This is a genomic window from Bacillus sp. WC2503 (assembly GCF_052682895.1).
This window is the reverse complement of sequence record NZ_JBQYMD010000001.1, coordinates 4905001-4907500: the sequence shown is the minus strand read 5'-3', so window position 1 is coordinate 4907500 and position 2500 is coordinate 4905001. Positions and strand designations below refer to the sequence as shown.

Genomic DNA, 2500 nt, shown 5'->3' with positions numbered 1-2500 from the left:
AAGTGCACCAACAAAAGTTTCAAGTGGTTGCGCACCTGAAATAGCATACTTCTGATTAATAATAAAATAAGGTACTCCCGAAATTTGATATTGCTGAGCAACCGCCTCATCAATTCTAACATCATTGGCATACGCATTTTTATCATTAATAACATGTAAAGCTTCTTGCTTATCTAAACCTGAAGCTTCAGCGATAGTAGCTAGCGTATCCACATCACTCAAGTTCTTTGATTCAGTAAAATATGCAAAAAGAAGATTTTCTGTAATCTCCTTTTCCTTCCCTTGATCCTTCGCAAACTTCGCTAGACGATGCGCATCAAAAGTGTTCGTTGGCTTCATCTCATCAAAATTAAAACTTAAACCCATACTAGCTGCATGATTTCCTAGTTGTACATTATTACGCTTAGCTTCTTCAATACTAATCCCATACTTTGATGCAAGCACTTCATTAATACTCGTTCCAGAGTAAACGGGAGTATTCGGATCTAGCTCAAAACTTTTAAACTCAACTTCAACATCCTTCTTATGCGGAAATTGCTCTAAAGCCATCTCTAATCTACGCTTCCCAATATAGCAAAATGGACATACAAAATCTGACCATACTTCAATTTTCATATTAACACCTCTTTAAAACTTAGTTTTCAATCATTGTAGCACTGAGATTAAGGAATTCAAAAGTTTTTGCTCTATTTCCTTCTATAGTACATACAAAAATATACTTATAGCAGAATACCTAATTAGAAAAAAACGATAATCAAAAGGGCAGACTATTCCCTCCGATTATCGTCTATAAAAATGAAACAACTTTAATTATGCCGGAATATACTTCTCTACGAATTTCCATACAGTATTCCAATATTTATTTGAATCTACTTTCTCCGCTTCCCCATGCCCCGCACCTGGAACAATTAACTTCTCTTTTTCTACTTTTGCAGCATTATACACCTGATCTAACATTTCAAAAGGAACAAATGTATCAGCATTCCCATGGATAAATAGCATAGGTGTTTTACTTCTCTCAACTTGTTTCACAGCTGAAGCCTCTTCTAAATCATATCCCGCCCTCAATTTAGTAACTGTATTGGCCGCATTCATAACAGGAAACTTCGGTAAGTGGAATAAATCTTTTAGTTGATACGTAAATTCATCAATAACAGTTGAGTATCCGCAATCTTCAATAATAACTTTAACGTTTGAAGGTAAATCTTCGCCTGAAGTCATCATTACAGTTGCTCCACCCATAGAAATACCATATAGAGCTATTTCAGCATTAGGATCTTTCTTTAAAATTTGTTGAATCCACAGTAGGACATCTTTACGATCATGCCAGCCCATACCAACATAATCCCCTTCACTATTTCCATGTCCACGAAGGTCTGGTGCTATGACATTATAGCCTCGTTCATAAAAGTTCCGAATATATTTCGTCATTTCTGATGCTCTGCCATTATATCCATGAACTACAATTGCCCATTTATGGCTAGATGATTCATTCATATATTCATAACCTTTTAAATTCAGCTTATCGAAAGAACGTACAGTTAATGTGTTCGGTTTATATTTCGATACAAAATCCGCATTCTTTTTTTCATTCGTAGCCAATACATCTCCCGATGCATTCACTGTTTCCGCCAAATGAGGGTTATCTTGCAAAAATTCTTTTTCTTGTTTCGCATTCAATGCGTAGTTATAAAAATAATTCCCAACTAACATATACGCGATTGTTAGAAGCACTAAAACTACTATAGTAATCATACCTATCTTTTTCATATTATCTCCTTTTTCCAAATTAAATCTCTTATGTTAACGTACCTCAAAAACAACTGTACTATTTTAACATACCGGTGAATCTTATCTATAAGAAATAAAATAGAAAATCTTAAATTACATATTAAAAATCACGAAAGAAACAGAATAAAACTTATATAGATATGTAACCAAAAATCTTAAAAGAATAGGGAGTTCTTTAAAATCCAAGTAGTATTTAGCATTGAAAAGAAGTTATAAAACACAAAAAAGACGAGTCATTCTGACTCGTCTTAAGCTTGCTTGGCGACGTCCTACTCTCACAGGGACAAGGTCCCAACTACCATCGGCGCTAGAGAGCTTAACTTCCGTGTTCGGTATGGGAACGGGTGTGACCTCTCTGCCATCATCACCAAACTATGAAGGCATATTCCTTCAAAACTAGATAACATTTGCTACATATTATATGGTTAAGTCCTCGATCTATTAGTATTCGTCAGCTCCACATGTCACCATGCTTCCACCTCGAACCTATCAACCTGATCATCTTTCAGGGATCTTACTAGCTTACGCTATGGGAAATCTCATCTTGAGGGGGGCTTCATGCTTAGATGCTTTCAGCACTTATCCCTTCCGCACATAGCTACCCAGCTATGCCCTTGGCAGAACAACTGGTACACCAGCGGTGCGTCCATCCCGGTCCTCTCGTACTAAGGACAGCTCCTCTCAAATTTCCTACGCCCACGACGGATAG

2 protein-coding genes and 2 rRNA genes (2 of these 4 running past the window's edge) are annotated in these 2500 nt (G+C 36.6%); all 4 read right to left on the bottom strand.

Features of this window, described 5'->3' with window-relative positions; genetic code table 11:
* A protein-coding gene (locus ACUN26_RS25460; RefSeq protein WP_000687921.1) for a DsbA family oxidoreductase crosses the window boundary here: on the bottom strand, positions 1-615 show its 5' portion. It extends 117 nt beyond the left edge of the window; 615 of the gene's 732 nt are visible here — the first part of the coding sequence; it begins with the start codon at positions 613-615; its stop codon lies off the left edge, out of view.
* Positions 616-810: 195 nt separating this feature from the next.
* Positions 811-1770, bottom strand: a complete 960-nt coding sequence (locus tag ACUN26_RS25455; protein ID WP_002093849.1) for an alpha/beta hydrolase — start codon at positions 1768-1770, stop codon at positions 811-813.
* A gap of 277 nt (positions 1771-2047) precedes the next feature.
* Positions 2048-2163, bottom strand: a 5S ribosomal RNA gene (gene rrf, locus ACUN26_RS25450).
* 49 nt (positions 2164-2212) lie between these two features.
* Positions 2213-2500, bottom strand: a 23S ribosomal RNA gene (locus ACUN26_RS25445); it runs 2634 nt beyond the window's last position.

What these genes read in the sequence shown, in the direction of transcription:
- ACUN26_RS25455 (WP_002093849.1), bottom strand. Translation starts at nt 1,770, where the DNA reads ATGAAAAAGATAGGTATGATTACTATAGTAGTTTTAGTGCTTCTAACA.